Annotated in this window: 15 protein-coding genes; 4 read left to right on the forward strand and 11 right to left on the reverse strand. The window is 41.5% G+C overall.

Translation table 11 applies throughout. The features are described 5' to 3' along the window. Positions 1-168: 168 nt before the first annotated feature. The 4 genes from ACKTT2_RS23680 to ACKTT2_RS23695 form a co-directional block, all read right to left on the reverse strand. Positions 169-411, reverse strand: coding sequence for a hypothetical protein (locus ACKTT2_RS23680; RefSeq protein WP_407891071.1), 243 nt, complete (start codon positions 409-411; stop codon positions 169-171). 42 nt (positions 412-453) lie between these two features. Continuing rightward, positions 454-1344 (reverse strand): hypothetical protein, encoded by an 891-nt coding sequence (locus ACKTT2_RS23685; protein WP_407891073.1) that lies wholly within the window; start codon positions 1342-1344, stop codon positions 454-456. 154 nt (positions 1345-1498) lie between these two features. Then, a complete protein-coding gene (locus ACKTT2_RS23690; protein WP_407891075.1) occupies positions 1499-2275 on the reverse strand; it encodes an RNA polymerase sigma factor SigF in 777 nt (258 codons plus the stop codon). A gap of 808 nt (positions 2276-3083) precedes the next feature. After that, positions 3084-3911, reverse strand: coding sequence for a photosystem II manganese-stabilizing polypeptide (locus tag ACKTT2_RS23695; RefSeq protein WP_407891077.1), 828 nt, complete (start codon positions 3909-3911; stop codon positions 3084-3086). Positions 3912-4630: 719 nt separating this feature from the next. Here ACKTT2_RS23695 and ACKTT2_RS23700 point away from each other — a divergent pair. Next, complete coding sequence (locus ACKTT2_RS23700) at positions 4631-4996, forward strand: hypothetical protein (RefSeq protein WP_407891079.1); 366 nt, start codon at positions 4631-4633, stop codon at positions 4994-4996. Here ACKTT2_RS23700 and ACKTT2_RS23705 read toward each other — a convergent pair. Together ACKTT2_RS23705 and ACKTT2_RS23710 are read right to left on the reverse strand one after the other, a co-directional pair. Next, the gene (locus ACKTT2_RS23705; RefSeq protein WP_407891081.1) at positions 4993-9990 is read right to left on the reverse strand and encodes an nSTAND1 domain-containing NTPase; all 4998 of its coding nucleotides are present in this window, start codon (positions 9988-9990) and stop codon (positions 4993-4995) included. The genes ACKTT2_RS23700 and ACKTT2_RS23705 overlap by 4 nt on opposite strands. 74 nt (positions 9991-10064) lie before the next feature. After that, positions 10065-11399 carry a P-loop NTPase fold protein gene (locus tag ACKTT2_RS23710; RefSeq protein ID WP_407891083.1) on the reverse strand — a complete coding sequence of 445 codons (1335 nt, stop codon included), beginning with the start codon at positions 11397-11399 and terminating at the stop codon, positions 10065-10067. 771 nt (positions 11400-12170) lie between these two features. Between ACKTT2_RS23710 and ACKTT2_RS23715 the strand changes: the two genes are divergently transcribed. Together ACKTT2_RS23715 and ftsZ are read left to right on the forward strand one after the other, a co-directional pair. Continuing rightward, positions 12171-13127, forward strand: coding sequence for a cell division protein FtsQ/DivIB (locus ACKTT2_RS23715; protein ID WP_407891085.1), 957 nt, complete (start codon positions 12171-12173; stop codon positions 13125-13127). Between the two features lie 897 nt (positions 13128-14024). Continuing rightward, positions 14025-15323, forward strand: coding sequence for a cell division protein FtsZ (gene ftsZ, locus ACKTT2_RS23720; protein ID WP_407891087.1), 1299 nt, complete (start codon positions 14025-14027; stop codon positions 15321-15323). A gap of 348 nt (positions 15324-15671) precedes the next feature. On the opposite strand, the gene gshB is transcribed toward ftsZ, so the two are convergent. The 3 genes from gshB to hflX form a co-directional block, all read right to left on the reverse strand. After that, positions 15672-16655: a glutathione synthase gene (gene gshB / locus ACKTT2_RS23725; protein ID WP_407891089.1), complete on the reverse strand. Its 984-nt coding sequence runs from the start codon at positions 16653-16655 to the stop codon at positions 15672-15674. A gap of 27 nt (positions 16656-16682) precedes the next feature. After that, positions 16683-16943: a glutaredoxin 3 gene (grxC, locus tag ACKTT2_RS23730; protein WP_407891091.1), complete on the reverse strand. Its 261-nt coding sequence runs from the start codon at positions 16941-16943 to the stop codon at positions 16683-16685. 171 nt (positions 16944-17114) lie between these two features. Then, positions 17115-18917 (reverse strand): GTPase HflX, encoded by a 1803-nt coding sequence (gene hflX, locus ACKTT2_RS23735; RefSeq protein WP_407891103.1) that lies wholly within the window; start codon positions 18915-18917, stop codon positions 17115-17117. Positions 18918-19538: 621 nt separating this feature from the next. On the opposite strand from hflX, the gene lepB reads away from it, so the two are divergent. Further along, positions 19539-20114, forward strand: coding sequence for a signal peptidase I (lepB, locus tag ACKTT2_RS23740; RefSeq protein ID WP_407891093.1), 576 nt, complete (start codon positions 19539-19541; stop codon positions 20112-20114). A gap of 78 nt (positions 20115-20192) precedes the next feature. Here lepB and ACKTT2_RS23745 read toward each other — a convergent pair whose 3' ends face one another. Further along, complete coding sequence (locus ACKTT2_RS23745) at positions 20193-20729, reverse strand: ComEA family DNA-binding protein (RefSeq protein WP_407891095.1); 537 nt, start codon at positions 20727-20729, stop codon at positions 20193-20195. Between the two features lie 12 nt (positions 20730-20741). Next, positions 20742-21113, reverse strand: a complete 372-nt coding sequence (locus ACKTT2_RS23750; protein ID WP_407891106.1) for an NINE protein — start codon at positions 21111-21113, stop codon at positions 20742-20744. Positions 21114-21266: the final 153 nt, after the last annotated feature.

Below are 21266 nucleotides of genomic sequence, written 5' to 3' on the forward strand. Positions count from 1 at the left end.
TACAGAGACAGGCGATCGCCTGACGAGTTATATACTGATACCAGTTGACAAAATGCATGATACATATATATTGGTCATAGGGGCGCTCTTGCCACCGCGCCCTTACAAGTCTGAAACGACCATTATCCGTCGATACATAGGATGGTCAATTTGTACAGTGTGTAAGTCCTACTGTAGTTGATTCTGATAATAGGTCAAAATTTGCTGTACTCTTTGTCGGCTTTGCGAATGAGAGTTTGCAGTATATTCAATCCACAAGCCACCAACTTGGCTTTGATTGTAATCAAATTCTTGTGATGTTTGGGGAATTAAGCTAACTTCTACTCCATCCACTTGACGTAAATGAGCTGCTATCTCTCGGTAAACAGCCAAAGGTAAACCAGCAAATTCAACTTTTTCTTTTGTCTCCATCTTCACTTAAATCCGCTTGGAATAGGTTTAGCGATGGGACTGCTAGGACATAGGGCTTCCAATCGATGCTGTTGGTGCTTGCTTGTCCTTCTCAACCCCTTCTCCTACCATTTTCGCAACTTCCATACCATACTGTTCCAAAATCACGACGGGTTCGGAACCTTCATTCATCTCAATCCGTTTAATTAACACTCCGTTGGCTAATCGCTGTCCTGCTTGCACGTATCTGCTTGTTGGCTCAGTTGGAACTTTAATAATTGCTTGGGGTTCTCTGCCAATGAGAACTACACCTGTAACAACAACGGCTCTGGCTAATTCTGGTTGTGGTGGAGGTGGTGCCATAGCTGTTAATCCCGGATTGGGTACAACTTGAGGTAGTACTTTTGGCAATACTCTAGTGGTAGGTGGCTTCAGTTTAGCGATCGCCCTCGTATTTATTTTCCGCTTTTGCGGAGTCTTTAAAATCTTTTTCTTTGCTACATTTGGATTTGTTTGGAATTTTGTATTTTTTATTGCTCCACGTTGATTTCTACTAGAATACAAAGGAGGCAATAATCTCGGAACGGTTCTTTGTCCTCCTACAACTCTTTCTACACCAGGTCTTATTTCAGGATACGATGTAATTTGTTCAAACGGATCGTTACGTCCTTTTTCCACAAGACCTTGCCGTTGTAAACCATTGGTCGGTTGAATTAAATTAGCAGATGTTGGAACATTTGCAGAAGGTGGTTTTGCAGCAACAACTGGATTGGAAAAGTTTGGCTTACCCGTTGGTTTAGATGGTACGGGTAAGGTAGCTTGATTTGCAGGATTGGTGGCTGTCGGCGCTTCAGGTGGCGTGGGATTGGTAGATTCCTGTGTGCCTTCTGAAGAACAGGAGGTCATCGCCAGAGCTAGAATAGCTGCTATTGCGATTGTTAATTTTCTGACCATGAGTCTTTCTCAAAAGTTATTTGCTATTTCTCGAAATCAATATGCTTGAGTTTATATTCAAGGCAAAGTGTGATACCGTTATAACCCAACTTTCCGCAATGCAAGAGTTTCTTTAAAGACTTTAGTTTTTTTCAAAGACACACAGGTAGAAATCCTACTCTTCCGCCACAGTCATTAGGTTTTTCAGTACATCTAGCCCTTTTTTCACCCGTCGAGAAACAGTGACTACACTGATACCAAGACGTTCTGCCACTTGTTTCTGCGTCAAATCTTGCAAAAATACGAATTCTAAGACTTCACGAGTACGGTTTTCTAACTGTACTAGAGCTTGTTGCAAGCGAAGTTGGTCTTCTTGTGCTAGCTGAAAGCTGCGGTAGCGATTATCTGGAACTAATTCTCCCAAACAAGTTGCTCCTTCATCTCCATCCTGCACGGGTACATCCAAGCTGAGTGGAGCGCGATTAGTCCAAGCTAGCTTGATTTCCTGCCATTCGTCTAGAGAAATTTCTAACGCCACTGCTAATTCAGAATCAGTAGGTTGACGATTGTATTTTTCTCGCCAAGAACGCGAAACTCCTATAGCTTGCTGTTGCAGTGCCAACCATCGTCGGGGAATTCGTACAGTCACACCCTTATCACGAAGGTAGTGTTGAATTTCACCACGAATATAAGGGATTGCAAAGGAACTAAAAGCGTGTCCTTTTGAAATTTCAAATCTTTCAATAGCCCGAATTAAGCCTAAACAACCTACTTGAAGCAAATCTTCATAACTTTCATGACACTGATTCATCCAGTAATGAGCTTCTTTTCTCACAAGTCCAAAATTCAGTTGTACTAACTGGTTCCGAACAGTAGCGTCTCCAGACTGTTGGTATTCTCGTAACAACTGCCAAATTTCATGCTTCAGTTCGTTGGTGACTGTCGTTGGCATAGCACCGCATTAAGTTTGTTTGATAAAAAGTGGGGGATACATTGTTAAACCAAGCTGCAATTGTGTCTAGAAATTCAGCCGATCTCGCCTACCTGGAGTCTCTTTAGCAGGGGACTCTTATAGCCACTAACAAGCAGATGACAAGGGGCAGCTTCCAGGTAAGAGAGCAGCTTGTCGCCAGACATGGGATTGTTTGCACATTGTTCTCCAATAGGTTAAGGCTTTTTCAATAGCACACTTACCAAAGGCGATAGCCCGGTACGGCTTGCGCTTCGCGATAAGCCGGGTACGGCTTGCGCTTCGCGAACGAACAATGCAGCTTAATTTAAAGACGATGGATTTTTGATTTTTTAGTTAACTTTGGTTTAACCAGTAGTTTTTTTCAAACTACATAGAAATAAAATAGAAAATTTGCTACAGAAATACCAACCGAAATTATACTGAATTCTATAATTAACAAAAATAATGTCTTTAGTAAGATTGGGGATTGGGGATTGGGGAACTCGGGGCCCTCTCTGGGGATAAGGGGCAATGGGGATTGGTCAGGTGGTCAGGTGGTCACTGGTCACTGGTCACTGGTCAGGTGGTCACTGGTCACTGGTCACTGGTCAGGTGGTCACTGGTCACTGGTCAGGTGGTCACTGGTCAGGTGGTCACTGGTCAGGTGGTCACTAGTCACTGTTAAAAACAACAAGGGACTGGAAACTAGACAGTGGTGATTAGAATCCAGAGTGTTCTCCAGTCCCTAGTCCCCAGTCCCTAGTCTCCAGTCCCTAGTCCCCAGTCCCTAGTCCCTAGTCCTTATTAACTAGGCACGTGGTTCGAGTCGAGCGTAGAACAAACCGCGAATTTTAACCTCTTCTGGTTCTTTCGCACCCAAATCTGTATCTGAAGGCTGTTCGCTCTCGAAAGTACCACCAATTTCCCCGGTAGCATTATCTACTTTTGCTACCTGCAAAGAGATTTTACCTTTTAAAACATCAGTTCTCTTAACGTTAGCATTGACAAGTTCGCGATCGTCTGATTGAGCGGGAAGAGCTACGGCGTTATCATAACCGCTAGCAACACCGCGACCTTTGGGATCGAGGAAAGTAGCACCACGGTAAGAGGGGACTTTAAAAGTACCTTCAAAGTCTGTGGAGGTATTGATGCTAGTTAAGCCCGGTTGTGATTGAGCAACCAAACCTTTAACAGTGAATAAGAAGGGTATGCTTTCACCGCCAGGAAGTTTAACAGTAGCGGCTTGGAAGTCAAAACCATCTTTTTCGACAAAGGTGAGGCTACCATCGGGATTAACGTTCAAATCTCCCAAAATTTGGTCAAGAGAGTAAGTGCGGCGAGTTAATAATTTGCCTGCAACATATTCTGCTTTTTGCCGTTTGTTTATTGGCTCTTCTTTTATAAAGAATTGGGTTGGTTCTAGGCAAAGTTCTTTGATACTGTAAGCCCCGTTAGGATCGATAGGAATCGAACCGCGACTTGTTTCTGTTAGCTGTGGGCATTTGTTAGCCAAACCAGTTCCTCTAATTTGGTCATAGGTTAGGTAATCTGTACCAGAACTAGCTGGTTCACTACAAGCAGTCAAAAACCCCATGCACAAAGCCAAGATTGCCACAATTAAAGCGCGAAACCTCATGGTTAACCTCAATGTAAAAAATTATTAATTATGTAGTAAAACTGACAGCTAAATGTGCTTTACGTTTAGCTGTCTCGATCTGGGGGAAAAATCCCAAATAGCCGTTCCACAATATCTTGACAAGATGTGTGGTTGTAGGATACCAGAAAAATCCACAGTTTTACATACAGCCCATTGTTTGATGGGTAATTAGCGAATCATCAGCCAGATCATACGATTTTTTTTAACTCAAAATCAAAGCGTTTTAATATTCAACTACAATATGGGGATCGATCGAAGGGCAGTAGGGTGGGCATTGCTCACCAATGTTAAACTTGTAGCCTAGCGCTACCTACGCCGAGAAGGTAAAAGTTTCTTATAAATTTTGTAACTTATTTTTAACGGCTCGTTAACATCCAATAGCCACAGATATGTGTAAAATTTGTCAAGCTTCTCTCTCAGAAAACGGTACTATAGAGGAGTAAAAGCCCGATTTTCGCTCTATAGATTTATCGTCCAAGTAAATGACCTGTAGTAAATTGATTTTACAGCCATTTTCAGCTAGAGAGACCACATATTGTAGGGTGGGCGTCCTCGCCCGCCTCATCCAGTAAGGGCGTCCTCTCCCGTCCCCTTATTTAGTACGGGCAAGATGCCCGTACCACAAGACAATGCTGTGGTTCATTTAGGTGAAAACTGCTGTAAATAAAAAGTTGACAGGGTTTCCAACAGAGGTTTCAATGAGTCAAAACGGCAAAGCAACGGAATCAGTCAATTTGTCTTCCCAACTGCAAGCGATCGCATCTGCTGTTAACAATGCACTGCAGAATTGTCAAGGTGACACCATGGCCATCTTAGCCTTACTGCGACAGATCGAGCAGTTACACCAAGAAATTCGAGAAGGAGCTTTCCAGAAAAGTTTGCCGGATAACCGTCAAGCACTCTATTCCTTGTTGCGTAATATTGAAACAGAGGGTGGTTGGCCTTATATTGAGCGGATGAAACTGCAAAGCTTTCTCAAACATTTAGAACAAGAAGCAACTGTTAGCAATGGTAATGACGGACTTGTTGTAGAAAATGAAACTTCTTTAGAGAGTGGTCACTAGTCACTGGTCAGGTGGTCACCGCATAAACGGCGATCGCGTCGCTCGACGTTACGATTGTACTTAAGATAATTATCGACCCAATAACATCCCCGATCCAGTAAGTCGTGAATATCTAAATTCCATAAGATAATTGTGTTGTCATCACTAGCTGATGCCAAAGTATTGCCATCAGGGCTAAAGCTAGTACCCAATACTGGGGCTTGGTGACCGTTAAGAATTTTAATTAACTTACCATCACGACTCCAAAGTTTAACAGTACTGTCCCAACTTGCTGCAGCAATAATCTCTCCATTTGGACTAAAAGTCACGGCATTAACACTGTCACTATATCCCTTGAGTAAAGTTTTTAATAATTTGCCATCCCACTGCCACAATCTCACAGTGTTATCCCAACTAGCAGATGCTAGTAAATGGTCTGTAGGACTGAACCCTACACCCATTACCCAACCTTCATGAGGAGAAAAAGTTTTGAGTAAAGTACCATCTCGTCGCCAAAGTTTGACTGTTTGGTCATCACTAGCTGAGGCTAAAACTTGACCATCCGGACTAAAACTCACACTATTTACCCAACCGTTATGCCCTTCCAAAGTGGCAAGCAATTTACCTTCGCGATTCCAAAGTTTAACAGTTTTGTCTTTACTACCCGATGCCAATAACATCCCATCAGGGCTAAAAGTAACACTCATCACGCTATCAGTATGCCCTCTAAGGGTTTTGAGCAAAGTACCATCGCTTCGCCAAAGTTTGACAGTTTTGTCATAACTTCCAGAAGCCAAGATTTGACCGGATGGGTCAAAACTGACGCTAGGCACTCTGTCTTTGTGTCCTGTTAAAGTTTTGTAAAGACGAGTTGTCGTATCACTGCCATCACCAGAACGCCGCCACAATTTTATCGTGCGATCGCGACTTCCTGAAGCCAACATTTTGCCATCCGGTCTCCAAGCAACGCTCAACACTCTATCGGTATGACCTTTTAAAACAGGAAGTCTTGGAGGTTCTAAACTCCACTGTTTGACAGTTTTGTCGTAACTTGCTGAAACCAAAAGCTTGTTATCTGGACTAAACACGACGCTAGCAACAGCATCGCTGTGACCCTTAAAACTCTGAATGAAAGTACCGTTAGTACTCCAGAGATTAATGGCGTTGTCATCACCTGCTGATGCTAATTGCTGGCTATTAGGGCTGAAGCTCAGACTCCAAATAGTAGCACTATGATGTTGTAAAGTTCTGTAAAGACTAAAAATTACCCCATCTTGAGTATCAAAGTCAGACCAACGCCAAAGTTTAATGGTTTTATCCCGTCCTGCTGATGCTAACATTTGACCGTTAGGGCTGAAAGCAACAGAAGTCAGGCCCTTTTCATGTCCTAATAGAGTTTTCACCAAACGACCATCTCGTCGCCAAATTTTTATTGTCTTGTCCTCACTCACCGAAGCAATAAATTTACCATCCGGGCTAAAGCATACCCAATTAACCCAACCTCTGTGTCCGTGAAGTATTTTGATGAGATTACCATCAGTACGCCAAAGATATACATTTCCATCCTTGCTAGTAGAAGCTAGCATTTTACCATCAGGGCTAAAACTTACACTATAAACCCAATCTTTATGCCCTTTAAGAGTTTTGTATGGTACTAAGTCAAAAGTTCCTACAGTTGAGTTTCTTCGCCAAATTTTTACGGTTCGATCGAGGCTAGCAGAGGCTAAAGTTTGCCCATCAGGACTAAAAGTGACACTAGTTATAGCATCTTTGTGACCTTTAAGGGTTTGGAGTAAAAATCCATCACGCCGCCATACTTTTATCGTTCGATCTGTACTACCTGATGCTAATAACTGACCGTCAGGGCTAAAACTGACAGCCCAGACAATATCATGATGCCCTTCCAAACGATTGACTTCCGTGACTCCATACACTGCCTGTTGTAAAGCTGTTATCACTCGCATTTGTGTATCTGGAAGTACATCTTGCGTCTGTTTCATTTTACGAAACGCTCGGAGACTTTCTAGTAAAGCATCAAACTCTTTATTAGAGGCAAATAAAGCTTCGCTTGCTGATGTTAAGGCACTAATTTTTAAGTTAGTCTCGCTACGTTCTGCACGTAAAGTTTGCCGAATTGCTGCTCTTTTCTGAAGATTAGCATTCCAGCATAATCCTCCTATTGTCGTCAATAATACAGTTAACAAAAAACCTACTACCTGTGCTTCTCGCAATCTTTTTTTTAATACGATATTTAACTGTTGTTGAGACATTTTTTGAGCGACTTCTGCTTTGTTTTTTTCAAAATGAACTTTTTGTAACTTAGCAGTAATTTCATAGTTATTTTTTTGACGAATAGGTTCTACTAAATAATCGTGAACTAACTGATAGCGATCGCCTGATTCTTCACGCATTCTCAGCACTAATCCACTACCTACTAAAATTTCTAAAATGAGATCTAGACTTGAGGAAAGAGAGATGGGGAGATGGGGAGCTGAAGTACAGTTTCCCCATATCTCTGAGCCTCCATATCCGACCTTTTCTTGAGATAGGGCTGATAATAACTCAGCTTTGGTTTTAAGAGGTCGGATACCTTTTTCATGAGTTAACTCAAAAAGTAATTGCCAACTTATATATTGATTTTCCGCTCCGCAATCTTTGATAACTTCTTCTAGCCAACGCTGTACGAGTTTTTCCGAACCTCCACACATCAAATACTCTTCAAGTGTTGTGATGTTGTCAGCTTGCAATTGAGCGCCTACAATTTGTAATTCAATGGGATGAACTTCATCAACCTCACCTGCTAAATCTTCAACTAATTTATTAATTAATCTATCTTGAGCTTCATAATAAGAACGTTGAGTTAAACTTTTAATAATATTAATTGCATCTTGGCTAGAAAATTTATTCAGATAGTATCTGATATCCTTATCAAGAATATCTCCATTAATAATTTCTAAATTACATTCATTTTTTTGATATTGGCTGTATCGTTCTAATTCTAATAAATAATGTAGATAATCCTCTCGCATAGAGAGAATAACCTTGACAAAGGGAATATTTAAACACTCCGATAAAAACTCATAAAATTCTTTTCTAAATAGTGATTCTGTATTAACAAAAAAGAATTCTTCAAATTGGTCAAAAATTAAAATAATTGTATAATTTCTACTAATAGTAATTTTAATTTTTTTGATAATGCCCAAAATAGAGTTTTCTAAATTATCTATTACTGCATTATCAGTAATTTTCAAATTAATATTATGAAAAATTGTTGACTTCCAATCATTATATATAGATAAGCAAACTGTTATTGGCAAGCGATCGCCAATAACTTTTCGTTTTAAGGCTGGTAATAACCCTGCTTTAATAATGGAACTTTTCCCAACACCACTTGCTCCATGAATAACCGTGAGTTTACAATCAGCACGAGTCATTCTTTCAATTAAACGATTCACATCTTGTTGCCTTCTAGAAGTTGCTATTTCCCAAGCGACTTCTTCGGGAAAAGAGAGTATTTCTTGTGAGGTGTGTATGGGATTAATTCTATAACGTTGTGGTTGTAATTGACTGGCTCCTATGAAAGCACGAAAACCATACTGATATTCTATTTGAATTTTTTCTTGTTTGAGCTTAAAAGCCTCTAAATAGTCATAGCTTTCAAAAAAGTAGAAAGATTGTAATTCTTGGACGATTTCTAAATACAGTGAAGGATCGTACTGTAACTCACAAACAATTTTCGCCCATTCTAAATTATTGACTGCTTCAAACCCCTCACCTAGATGTCTTTGAGCGCGTCCAAGCAACAGAAGGTACCAACTCTCTTGCTGTCGTGAAATATCTGAAGTACTTTCTGTAATGTCTAATGCCTGACTTGCTAATTCATAAGCTTTTAACCAATTAGATTGAGAAGCATTTACAGCTGATAAAAAGCCATAATCTTGAGCAACTTGTGCTTTAGTACCATAAATTTCGTGTAATTCTAGAGCATTATAAGCTAGTTTTTCCAAATCTTCCCATGCTTGCAAGTTTTTCAAAATTTCACAAGCAAGTAAAATAAATTTGGCAATTAAATCTTTTCTTTGTATGGTCTCTAAAATATCTAAACATTTTTGAAACCAGACAAGAGCATCTTGCCAGCATTTGTTGCTAACAGATGGGCGTAAATCAGCCATCCGAAGATAGCACAAACCTAAATGAAATAATACTATTGCATACCTAAGAAAATAGGGAGATAAAGAAGATGCGATTTCATCAAATCTCAACTGTTGTTGCCAAAGAGTTAAACTCTGTTGATAATGATACAAAGCATTATCAATTTCATCTTTTGCATAATAATCGCGACCTAAAACAAATTCAAGTCCAGCTTCTAAATCTGTTTCTAAAGTAACATTATAAATGCGAAGTAAATCCTGACGAGCTGACTCAATTTCTTTGCGATGCTGTGATTTAGGATCTAAATCGAGAGCAGTATTGGGTACAAATTTTTTAACTCCAACTTCTACAACTTTGGCAAACAATGACTCTGTTTCTTTTCGTACTAGAGCCATTAAATCTTGTTGTCCCATTTCAAATTTTATAGTTGTTGCAGCCCAACTTTTAAAATCAGGTGCTAATCTTGATAGCAGCGTTGCCACTTCATCTGTCAGCCATAAAACCAACGGAAAAGGAAAATTGTGGGCATAAATATCCCGTGCTTGATTAAAGCCAGTGAGGAGATCTTCAATCAAAATAACTGATTCAAGTCCAAATACCATTAAACCTGATGGAAAAGAGTCGCTCGCAAGGTCAGAATTCTCTGGAGAAAGTACTTGGAATAAAGCATTATGTAAAGTTGTTGTTGATGGAGAAAGAACAACTTCTTGAACGTACTTATCTTGATTAAGAGAACGGAAAGAAATCATAATGTGCTCTTGAAGTTGCCGATAATTGCAGCGAACTAAAATGAGAGCAAATTGACCTTGCGAAAGTGCGATCGCTCTGATTAATCTTTGTAGAGAACCTTGATTCTCTTCCATATGTTAGGGAGTAGGGAGTGGGGAGTAGGGAGTAGGAATTAAACCCAATAACCAGGTCACTGGTCAGGTGGTCACTATTCTCGATTTTTCTGCCAAGTCAAAACTTTGTCTGTTTCTGCCAATGCAGGGCTAATACCAAACCAACGTCCTTGGGGGTCTCGATATTCAAAAACAAACATACTCCGAAGCAATCTTTGGTAATCTAATTCTCCACTTAAACTTTGTTGTTGTATAACTTCATACAGTAGTTGCCATTCTTCATCATCAATAGCTAGTAGGAGATCGTCGCGGTAGTCTTTGATCACTGCTTCCAAACAATCTTCTGAAAATGGGGGATCTTCTCTTTGCAAACAACTGTAAAGCAATCCTAGTAAGTTACGAATGTGACCGCCACTAACTCGACACAAGCGATTGAGGGTTTCGGGTTTATCAAATAGCTCTGTAGTTAATTCTAGCCTCTGTGATGGTGGTACTTCGGGAAAAGCTCTTGCTAATACAAGCTGTCTCAATAGAGACATTCCTGCTTCGTAATCGCTACCATCTCTTTGACGCACGAGTACCATTGGTAAAACTTTGGGCGCTACACCACCGCCAAGGCGATTTTTGAGGGTTTGGTACTCGTTGGAAAATATTAAGGATAGGGGAATTGTGTAGACAACATGGCATTTGAGTCGCCGGAGTTGTTCGCCGCGATCGATAAAGAGGTATTCTGGTTGCGATCGCCCGGATGCTACCGGACGCATATCAACTCTATCTAAGTTGTCGATAATTACGACTAGCCCTTTTTGACCCCGTAATTTCAATTGTTCGATAGCCTTATCCAAGACTTCTTCGTTAATTGCTTGCAAAATACTGTTAGTACGCGGTTCTAGGTAGTGTCTTAATTGAGTTCGTAACTGAGGGCTGTCTTTTGTTTTAGCACTTATTTTAGCGATCCCCAATGACAATTCTGCCTGTGCTGATAAATCTATTGGGGTTTGCAAAAAATCCCCTATTTCTTTAAACAAGTTGGTAAAGTAACTAGGTCTAACTTTGATGTTTATTGTTTCTAAACTGGAACTGACCTGACGGGCTACACTCAGCAAAATATCGCTAACATCTATATCCGCCATATCTAAATCTTGACTGGATTCAAAATACACCACGTGAAATCCACCCAGTTCTAGTTCCGCTTTGAGTCTTTGCAACTCTGTTGACTTACCACAACCAATATGACCTGTAAATAACTGACAGGTCGGTTCGTCTGGAGAAATACGGGCGATTGTCCGTTGCAATTCCTCTACAATTTTACAACCGCGTACAGTAGAGAAGTCGATATAGTATTGCCTGTCAGATGCGTCACCCATAACCAACGTCTTACTGGGGTTACAGGCTTTGAAAAAGCGTGACAAATTCAGTGTTGTTTTCATGTAGATGCAGATGTATTTATATACAAAATAATTTTTCCTACTTAAGTAAGTATTTATAGCATACTGGCTAATTTATACTAGATTCAAAACAGTTATTCTATTTTGATAGCAAAATCCATTCCTTAAAGATTGTCTTTCTCTGAAGGTACAGACTGTATGCTTGTAAAATTCCCCATACTCAAGTAGAAAACCCCTGATGTCATAGCGTATCTATCCTTTTTTACAGCGATTGCTATAGTTTTGACAATCTGTTATGTGCTGCTTTTAGAACTTCAACATAGTAGACGTTCTAGTGGCTTGCTTGTTTGTCAACCCTCTTATGATAGGTACTGTCTGATTAAATTATGACATGAAGCAGCAAAGAATCATAGCACATAGGATGTTTTAAATGTTACTTAAATGAAAAAAAGGCTACAAATTTTAGAGAAGATTGGATGTAGCAAATTGATAGAATTGGGTATTGGGCATCGGGAATTGGGCATTGGGCATTGGGCATTGGGCATTGGGCATTATTAAAAGTTATTCATTGCCCCTTGCCCCTTCAGTACGCAAATAGTCAATATTTTGTCAAGACTGACATTGTAGCTTTTTAATCAAGAAAAGCTTGCCATCCCAAAATAGAAAGGCTACATTCATAAACATTCCTTACTACAAACCTAATGATTAAAAATTCACGCTTAGCTACAATCCAGATATAAGTACTGTAATAAAATTTGAAAATGATGATACGAGCGCAATAACGACTCGGTATGAAAGGGTGGAAGGGCTTTCATGGCTGGTATAGTATCAGTTTCCCGCGCAGATTTGGAAGGACGACGTAAAAAATTACGTCAACAACGGCAGGTGAAATTTCTTCAGGCAGTTTGGCGAACTTTTGCCGTGAGTTCGCTAGCGAGTGGATTGCTATGGACAACAATCCAACCAATTTGGGTATTAAAGACTTCTAAAGATATAGTTATATTAGGTAATCATCTACTACCTGATGAAGCCGTACAGTCACTGCTGGTACTCTCTTATCCACAGTCTCTATGGCGTATTGAACCTTACAGGCTTGCTGAATCTCTCAAGCAGGAACCAACTATTGCACAAGCGACAGTGAGTCGTCGATTATTTCCACCAGGGTTAATTGTTCAAATTGACGAGCGAAAACCTGTAGCGATCGCCGAGCGCATAACACGCTCTAATTCTGATTCGCGAAATTGTCTCGTGTCTTCAACACAAGAGGAAAGCAGCCCAACTGATTGTCCAACAGAAGCAGTATTCTCTACCGCGCCTACTCGTACAGAGCAGGGAAGACATAAGGGTTCTATCAATAAACAAGTAACTGTAGGGTTACTGGATGCCAATGGTGTTTGGATGCCTCTAAAAAAGGAAAAACCACTCAATCCAAATGCAGAGCTACCCAACCTTAAGGTTATTGGTTCTCTAGAGCAATATCGCCCTTATTGGACTCCGCTTTATCAAGCTATTACCCAAAGTTCTGTTAAGGTTCTGGAAATTGATTTTCAAGATCCAACCAATTTAATTTTGAAAACAGAATTGGGAAACGTACATTTTGGAGCGCCCAACTTTCAAATCCTTGAAAAAATCAAGGTATTGGCACAGATGCGTCATCTACCAGCACAACTGAATCCTAGCCAAATAGAGTACATCGATATCAAAAATCCCGAATATCCAATAGTACAAATGAATCAAAAGAAACAGTTGCTAAACGCTGCCAAACCTTAAAAAAATTACTGTGTTTGATGTATAAAACACAATTAATTCTTAGAGAAGTTCTATGCTGATAAGTATAGAATTTTTGTTATTCGATGTTACTTCCGTAAAAATCAGCGTAGATTTCTCATTAAAATGGAAGAAACAGTCGTAAAATCTGCCATTTCGGGAGAAAGCGGCACGTTATTTTTACCCTAACATCTGAAAACGGGGTGCATGATGTTAGATAATTCACAAAGTAGCCTTGAGCGTAGAAAACGCCAACACCGCACTGAGTATTCGTCTTTAGTTGCAAGAATCCATAATGGCAAGTCGGCAAGTGCAAATCGTTATGACAAATCGAGAGACCTGCTACGGCAGGTCTTTACAAATTATGCCGTTATTTCAGGTTTGGACGTTACGCAATAACTTAAAATTACTTCGAGGAGGCAATCTTGAAGCTAGAAAAATAATGAGACACTGGTGAAGCAAGGATTTTAAATAATTTAAATTTATCCTCAAAAACACCTAGTGTACGAAACGAAAAGCAGAAGAAAAACCAGCTTCTACTGCTACAGAGTTCATTTTTAAGATCGCTTGCTAGCAAAAATACGGAGAAACTATTGGAGAGACCAACGGTATACTAATCAAAATCAGCTTTCATTGTAGTGAAGTTACAGATGTAAGAGAGGAAGTCATCTCAGTCCATTCTAGGTAAGCATTAGGTATACTTCACTTTTGAGAGCGAAGCGAGCTAGATTCCATAATGGTACACCTAATAGCTAGCTTTCACCCTTCCAATTCACTCGTTGGTTGGAAGTCAAGAGAAAAAGCAAACAACGCCATATATCGTGGCAGCGTCAGACTTATATTTGACTACTAGGTGAATAACACCTGAAAAAGTCGTTTATCTACAAGACCGCAAATCCAATGACACTTGATAATAACCAAGGGCTTACCTATAAAAACTCACAGTCACCCGGACAATCAGGGTACTCGCTGTCCGCTAACTCAACCAATCCCTTCAGCCATTCCGCGCTTGATTTTGGTCAAAATAATGACAGCAAGAAAGTTGAGCGCGAAGATGCTCGGATGGGCGATATCGTTCCAGGTCGAGTTGCCAATATCAAAGTTATTGGTGTTGGTGGTGGTGGGAGTAATGCCGTTAACCGCATGATTGCTTCTGATGTGAGCGGGGTAGAGTTTTGGTCAATCAATACGGATGCTCAGGCTTTGACTTTAACAGCAAGTCCAAGCAGATTGCAAATCGGACAGAAATTGACTCGAGGTTTGGGTGCGGGTGGCAATCCGGCAATTGGTCAGAAGGCAGCTGAAGAATCGCGAGACGAAATTGCTAGGGCTTTAGAAGGTTCGGACTTGGTGTTTATCACTGCGGGAATGGGAGGCGGAACAGGTACTGGTGCTGCTCCAATTGTTGCAGAAGTCGCCAAGGAAATGGGCGCTCTTACCGTGGGTGTTGTCACTCGTCCATTTATGTTTGAAGGACGCCGACGCATTCAGCAAGCAGAACAAGGTATTGAAGGTTTAAAAAGTAGGGTGGATACGCTCATCATCATCCCCAATAACAAGTTGCTGGAAGTGATACCCGAGCAAACACCCATGCAAGATGCTTTTCGTTATGCGGATGATGTGTTGCGACAAGGGGTTCAAGGTATATCGGATATAATTACGATCCCCGGCTTGATCAACGTTGACTTTGCTGATGTTAGGGCTGTCATGGCAGATGCAGGCTCGGCATTGATGGGGATCGGTATCGGTTCGGGCAAATCACGAGCTAGAGAAGCCGCGATCGCAGCTATTTCTTCGCCTTTATTAGAAAGTTCCATAGAAGGAGCTAGAGGTGTTGTCTTTAACATCACTGGTGGTAGCGACTTAACCTTACATGAAGTCAATGCTGCGGCTGAAACTATATACGAGGTAGTCGATCCCAACGCCAATATTATTTTCGGAGCTGTGATTGATGACAGGCTGCAAGGAGAGGTAAGGTTAACCGTCATTGCTACTGGTTTTACAGGCGAAGTTCAATCAGCACCACCTCAAAATGTCACTCAACCCAGAAGTGTAGTCAATCCTCCGCCTTCAGGAAGACGACAAATGCCACAAACACCACCTATCAATCCACCATCACCGCTTCCCGAACCAAAAGAAAAACCGGGATTGGACATACCAGATTTTCTCCGCAGCCGACGCCCACCTCGTAATAACTAAATACTGATACCATTTTGGATTTGAAATTTTGGATTGAGAAAGCCCTTAGTGGATTGCATCTAACCCAATATCTTTCACATTTCTTTTTTCAAATTGGTACTATATTTCATTGGTAACAGGTTTTGCCGATTGCAGTTCTTAAGCTTGTGGTAGTTTTATCTACAACGTAGCCATTTTCTGCTAACTTAGACTGTTTTGGCACCCGGTACTGCTTACTGTAATTTCCAATTTGTTTGCAACCGTTTAGGTTTGCCAGGGGGCCTGGGAATATAAAACCCAGATAATGAAAAACTTCTCACTGCCAGTTTTACGGAAGGAGAAGTTACTACCAAAAAACTTGTAAACTAACTATTTCTTATTTTTGTTGACCGCTTGCTCGACCCATTGAATCACTTGTTCTCCAAGGCGTAACCCATCCAATAAATCTATCTCTCTGACTCCAGTAGGGCTAGTCACATTGACTTCGGTAAGATAACCGCCGATGGCATCAATACCGACAAAGATTAAGCCATCTTGACGTAAGGTATCTGCTAGTTGAACGCAAATGTCAAGCTCTCTAGGAGTGATTTCAGTTTTTGCAACCGTGCCACCTGCAGCCATATTATTCCGAAATTCACCACGGGCAGAAAGGCGGTTAACAGCACCAATAGGGTCGCCATTCAACAAGATAATACGCTTGTCTCCATCTTTTGCCTCACTTAAGTAGGTTTGTACCATGACCGGGACTCGACCTTGGAGCGTACTTAATTCGACTATGGAGTTAAAATTGCGATCGCTTGGTTCTAAAAATAAAATTCCCTCTCCTGCTTTATTTCCCAATGGTTTGAGAATAGCAGATCCTTTAGCTTCTACAAACTGACGAATCAACTGCTTATCAGCAGTCACAATAGTTTCTGGAATTGCTTGAGCGAACTGAAGGGCATACATTTTTTCATTTGCCGCCCGAATACCTCTTGGACTGTTGATCGTCAAAGTTTTGCTTTGGTCGATGTAATCTAGAATGTAAGTCGCATAAAGGTATAGGGTATTGACAGGTGGATCGGTTCGCATGAACACGGCATCCATTGTTTCCAGGCAAAGGGGAATGCCAGAGGTTTCAGTCAATTTGTACCAAGATTCCGTTTTTTGATAACGTCCGTCTACCAATTGCACTGGTACGAGTTCTACCCTATTCAGAACTGCCCAAGCTTTTCCCTCTACCACAGCCAGTAAATTAGCTTGAGTCACCCAAACCTCATGCCCCAAAATTTGTGCTGCTTCCATGAGAGCAACGCTGGTATCATGGCAAGGGTCTAGTTGGTGAATGGGATCGATAATAAAAGCCAGTTTCATGAATTATGAGTTATAAATTATGAAATTTTAGGAGGCAAGGAGCTCGTCTAACTTTCCCTGAGAATCTAGAGCGTGAATATCATCACAGCCACCAACATGGCGATCGTTAATGAAAATTTGTGGGAGCGATCGCCTTCCATTTGACCGTAAAGCCATTTTACTCCGTGCTGCTTCATCTCCATCAATACTGTATTCGGTAAAATCAACACCCTTTTTGGCGAGTAATTGTTTGGCACGGATACAAAACGGGCAAGTCCTCCAAGTGTAAATTTCTACTTTTGCAGCCATAATATCCTCAGCTTTATTAATATTTATTAATTTTATACGGTAGCAGTTAGTAGGGGCGCAATGCCTTGCGCCCGTACAGTTGTTGGTGGGGCGGGCATCTTGCCTGCCTAATTAAGTGGGACGGGCTAGAAGCAACATCCCACTTAACTGAATAAACAATCTAGAAGCTACTTAGCTGGAAGTAGCATATTGTACCAGTTGCCCTAGACGCTGACGCAAGGTTTCCAATCCCAAGCGGTTGCTTGCAGAAATAAAGACTGCCAGAGGAAATTCTTCCCTTGCAAGCGCTAAGGTCTCACTATCTGCTTGGTCAATCTTATTAAAAACAACTAGGGCTGGACCAGGAGTCACTGGCATTTGTGCCAAAATATCTCTCACCGAGCGTATATGGCTTAACCATGCGGGATGGGATAAATCTACTAAATGCAACAACGCATCAGCTTCTGTAACTTCCTCCAAAGTGGCACGGAAAGCATCCATGAGCGATGCTGGCAATTCATGTATAAATCCTACAGTATCGGTTACCAGAATCTCTTGAGTGTCACCATCCATCCCATCAGGAACAACCAAGCGGCGCGTAGTGGGATCGAGAGTAGCAAACAATTGGTCAGCCGTGTAAACTTCAGCGTTAGTTAAAGCGTTTAATAAAGTAGATTTACCAGCGTTGGTATATCCAACAATAGCGATGGACGGAACTTCTTGGTGTTGCCGTCTTTGGCGCAATCGTTCTCGGTGTGCTTGAAGTTGGTTCACTTCTTGCTGCAATCGGGCAATTCGTCGTTGAATAGCACGGCGTTCCGTTTCCAGCTTAGTTTCACCAGGACCGCGAGTTCCAATACCGCCCCCTTGCCGGGACATGGCTTGACCTCTACCAGTCAAACGCGGCAGCATATACTCTAATTGCGCTAGCTCAACTTGTAATTTACCAGCTCGCGATTGAGCGCGTTGAGCAAAAATATCTAAGATAACTTCCGTGCGATCGACCACTCGAACCCCAATTTGAGATTCCAAATTGCGAATCTGAGCGGGTGAGAGATCGCGATCGAATACGATCAGATTTGCCCCCAGTGTTTGGGCAGTTAAGGCAATTTCTTGTACCTTACCTTCGCCAACGACTGTTTGAGGATGGATGCGCGATCGCTTTTGTCTCATGTTTTGTAAGACTTCTCCGCCTGCAGTATCCACTAATCGCCCCAGTTCTTCTAGGGTATCGTGGAATTGCTGAGTCGTGAGATCGTCCGTCATCACCCCAACGATCAGAACGCGATCGTGGTCTGTGTCTACATCTTGGGCAACATATTCCCGGCGGAACTCTTCTTCGAGTCCTTCCACCAACTCAATGAAGTCCTGTTTTGCGAGCAGATCCAAGCTTAAAGCAGGCGATATGCTCCAACTTGCACTCCAATTGGCAGGTGTCAGGTTGCTCTGCGATCTTTTCGGTTCCTCATCGCCCCCTTCAGAAGAAGAAAGATATGGAGAAGCCGTTCTCATTGCCGGACTAGTGATGAAAGCACGAGCATCCTGGGGTGCTAAGTGAGCTAGATAAGCTTCCTTAACATATCCAGTCGCGCCACCACCGCGTCGTTGAAATCCCGTTCCAGTCACGTTGAGCATGACAAGGACATCCAATCTTTGCAACGCCATAGAAGTCAGCGCCGCTTCATTAGGCGGTTCTGACTTCAAGTGAGTCGCAATGCAACGGATACCACTCAGTCGTTCAGCACCATAACGCGGCAATTCCAGAGGTGGAATTTGCGTTTGCCGTGGTGTCCCGACCCCTACGCGGATCACTTGTCCGCGACGGTTGAGGTAAGTACACACGGGCTGATTGAGCTCGGTACTAATAGCAGCCAGTCGCTGGGAAAACTCAAGCGTAGTGATGCGATCGCCCGGTATGCGCTGGTGATACAGCCGCTGTAGTTGTTTCAGCTGGCTTGATTTTAATCCTTGGAGATTACCGAAAATAGTCTCGATAAGCGCCTCTGACCAGTAATGGTCCCCCGAATCCTACTCTTACCATTTTACATCATGGTTTTCAATTGCCAAGTCTTCATAATAAGAGTTGAGGTGCGGGTATCCGATTGGGATGGAGAGAAACTAATTGTGTATATTGTTGTATGTTATTTTCTTATAGGTTCTTTTCTTGTAATTCTTGCTGTTTTCAAGTTTTTAATTGCCTGCTTAGTCTTACCTTTAATAGTATTCTAACGCATCCATTTAACAGTACCATTAATTTAGGTAATTTAGGGGTATCTAGAAAATAAAAAACTGACTGATTGCATTGCAATAACAGTCGGTAACTAGCTTTCTTTTTCAGGAGAAGGAAGCAAAATAATGTAAACAGTTTAATACTTTGTTTGATAATTATCCTAATTTCAATGACTTTATTTAATTTTTTTATTTTTTCAAAAATATTTCCGTTATAAGGAATTTGAACATTTTATACCAATTGCACTTCAAGAGTTATCCGAAGGGAAGGCTGTCGGCGTACATTCCCGAAAGAACAAAGTAGATAGGCAAAACTCCACTTGGTTATCAGGCTGCTTTTAGAGTCACAATAGTCAAGGTATTTGTTTAGATTCTTCATTCAACTCTATGACCCATCAGGAAACTAATGCAAAAGAAACTCCAACTTCATCAGGAGTATGGCGCGGTGTAAAGGAAAATCTAACTCTTGTTGCGATCGCCTTATGCTTGGCAATTCTCATCCGCACCTTTGTTGCAGAACCTCGCTACATTCCCTCAGACTCCATGTTACCAACCTTGTATAGAGGCGATCGCTTGGTTGTGGAGAAGATTTCCTTTCTTTTTCACCCCCCTGAATTGGGCAATATCATAGTTTTTCAACCACCAGAAGAATTACAGCGTCGGGGCTATCCCAAAGACCAAGCTTTCATTAAGCGCATCATTGGTACGCCGGGACAGGTAGTTAGCATCGCTAGTGGCAAAGTTTATCTCGACGGTAAACCTATACAGGAGAACTATATCGCCGAACCGCCAAATTTACCAATGGAAGGGCGACAAGTTCCAGCAGATGAATTTTTTGTTATGGGAGATAATCGTAACGATAGTAACGATTCCCGCTATTGGGGATTTTTGCCTAGAAAGAACATTATAGGTCGAGCAGTGTTTCGCTTTTGGCCTCTTAAACGTATAGGGTTTATTGGTTAGTGGTTAGTGGTTAGTGGGTAGTCGTTAGTCGTTAGTGGTTTGACACTCAACTAACAACTAACAACTATCAACCATCAACTAACTAAACCTCAAATAGTACATTAACTGGGCGATCGCTGAGCCTGGTAGATTGAGTCTTTGTTGAAAATCCGCTAAATTACGGAACAGCCCTGCTGACAAGCGGTTTTCTACAATAGCTTGCGCGAGAGACAAATCGATAAAAGGTACTTTTGTCAGTGTTTCAACGGTGGCTTCATTTGGGTTAACAATGTGAGTCGCAAGGGCTAAAGCTTCCTCGTCATAATAACTAAAATTAAGAAGGAGTCCGAGCGGTTCGAGTCTCTGTACGGATATACTTAGAGCAGCTGCAATATCTTCAATACAATAAAATTTCACTCCGCTACGCGAGAGTTCTACAAGCAATCTCGCTTGATGAATGGAGAATCCCGGTAAACGCAGCCAATCATCTACAGTGGCTTGATTCACATCAATACGGATACCCAGTTCCACGGCGAGCGCAATTTCTTCTGCTGATTGCAATCGGTGGTAAGGGTTATTCATGAGTTGAGTGCGGAGTTTTTGCAACCTCGGATTCCAAGATAGCCAATTTTTCATAGCTTTTTCGTTTTACATTTGGTCGAGCAACTGACGGCGCTTTTGCTCAAATTCATACTCAGAAACTAGCCCCTCCTGACGCAAACTCTCTAGCTCCCGCAAAGCCTCTGCAATCGAGCTTACGCGATCGCTTACATACTGGGAACTTTTGATAGCTGATTTCCCCATATTAAAATGACGGTCAAAAGTTTCTTCATCTTGAGCTAAGTACCAAACTCCTTCTATGGCGCAAGCCACTTTGGGAATAGGTGTCCAAGAAAGTAGTACGTACAACAGACCCCAAAGTGGTTGTCCTAAATAAAATTTATGTAATCCTGAAATTGTCAACGTACCAGACAAAGCCAGTATTGCGGCGATACTTCTGTTTTTGCGTTGATTAAACATAGTTACAGTGACCAGTGACCAGTGACCAGTGACCAGTGATGTTTGATTATTTGTCACTGGTTTGTAAGAATTTTCGCGATATTTATCTTTTGTAACATAATTTTGTTGATTCTTACTGATACCAATTTAATATGAAGCTGCATAGAAAAGAGC

The sequence above is a fragment of the Scytonema hankhaensis NUACC26 genome (genome assembly GCF_045865695.1).
Classification (GTDB): domain Bacteria; phylum Cyanobacteriota; class Cyanobacteriia; order Cyanobacteriales; family Nostocaceae; genus Scytonema.

Bases quoted from the DNA above. Each gene is read 5' to 3' on its own strand.
- ftsZ (WP_407891087.1), top strand. From the start codon at position 14,025: ATGACACTTGATAATAACCAAGGGCTTACCTATAAAAACTCACAGTCA.
- ACKTT2_RS23680 (WP_407891071.1), bottom strand. From the start codon at position 411: ATGGAGACAAAAGAAAAAGTTGAATTTGCTGGTTTACCTTTGGCTGTT.
- ACKTT2_RS23715 (WP_407891085.1), top strand. From the start codon at position 12,171: ATGGCTGGTATAGTATCAGTTTCCCGCGCAGATTTGGAAGGACGACGT.
- ACKTT2_RS23750 (WP_407891106.1), bottom strand. From the start codon at position 21,113: ATGTTTAATCAACGCAAAAACAGAAGTATCGCCGCAATACTGGCTTTG.
- ACKTT2_RS23685 (WP_407891073.1), bottom strand. From the start codon at position 1,344: ATGGTCAGAAAATTAACAATCGCAATAGCAGCTATTCTAGCTCTGGCG.
- ACKTT2_RS23700 (WP_407891079.1), top strand. From the start codon at position 4,631: ATGAGTCAAAACGGCAAAGCAACGGAATCAGTCAATTTGTCTTCCCAA.
- ACKTT2_RS23710 (WP_407891083.1), bottom strand. From the start codon at position 11,399: ATGAAAACAACACTGAATTTGTCACGCTTTTTCAAAGCCTGTAACCCC.
- ACKTT2_RS23695 (WP_407891077.1), bottom strand. From the start codon at position 3,911: ATGAGGTTTCGCGCTTTAATTGTGGCAATCTTGGCTTTGTGCATGGGG.
- ACKTT2_RS23705 (WP_407891081.1), bottom strand. From the start codon at position 9,990: ATGGAAGAGAATCAAGGTTCTCTACAAAGATTAATCAGAGCGATCGCA.
- grxC (WP_407891091.1), bottom strand. From the start codon at position 16,943: ATGGCTGCAAAAGTAGAAATTTACACTTGGAGGACTTGCCCGTTTTGT.
- ACKTT2_RS23690 (WP_407891075.1), bottom strand. From the start codon at position 2,275: ATGCCAACGACAGTCACCAACGAACTGAAGCATGAAATTTGGCAGTTG.
- gshB (WP_407891089.1), bottom strand. From the start codon at position 16,655: ATGAAACTGGCTTTTATTATCGATCCCATTCACCAACTAGACCCTTGC.
- lepB (WP_407891093.1), top strand. From the start codon at position 19,539: ATGACCCATCAGGAAACTAATGCAAAAGAAACTCCAACTTCATCAGGA.
- ACKTT2_RS23745 (WP_407891095.1), bottom strand. From the start codon at position 20,729: ATGAAAAATTGGCTATCTTGGAATCCGAGGTTGCAAAAACTCCGCACT.